The 476-nt window shown below is 34.8% G+C and carries 1 protein-coding gene; it reads left to right on the forward strand.

Annotation, left to right across the window (positions count from 1 at the left end):
• Window positions 1-23: 23 nt before the first annotated feature.
• A partial coding sequence (locus AC1DWA_RS33340; RefSeq protein WP_477917754.1) for a hypothetical protein occupies window positions 24-476 on the forward strand: 453 nt, incomplete at its 3' end.

Raw genomic sequence — 476 nt, forward strand, 5'->3', positions numbered from 1 at the left:
CTTATAACCTCTTTCAATATATTGTGATCGATAATAGTATTTTAAATTATGAGAAGCAAAATGGTATTCATCAATTAAACGAGGTTCTCGCTTTTATTCAATCTGATGATGAACCCTTATCCTTAAAACAAATTGAAAACAGTGAAGGATACTTATCGAAGATTAATGAAAAGAATCAGTTGATTCGTGTTCTTGATAGGAAAGGGAACATYATAACCAGTACCTCAAACAATGTTTCAYCAAACTGGCAGCAACCGAAAACGGTGAAGCATAAAGAGTATAAAGTGATTCAAAACCACGATGAACGTCTACTTGTTCTTCGTTCTCCAATTGTCACCGACAACTTCACTGGAACGGTTGAAATTGTTAGAAATATGGAGATGTCCGATGCCTTTATGGACAAGATTTTTTTGTTAATGCTTGCTGCAGGAGTAGGATCACTAATCTTTAGTATTCTAGGTGGAACTATTTTAGCG

This window comes from Rhodococcus sp. P4_F3_2, assembly GCF_056401335.1.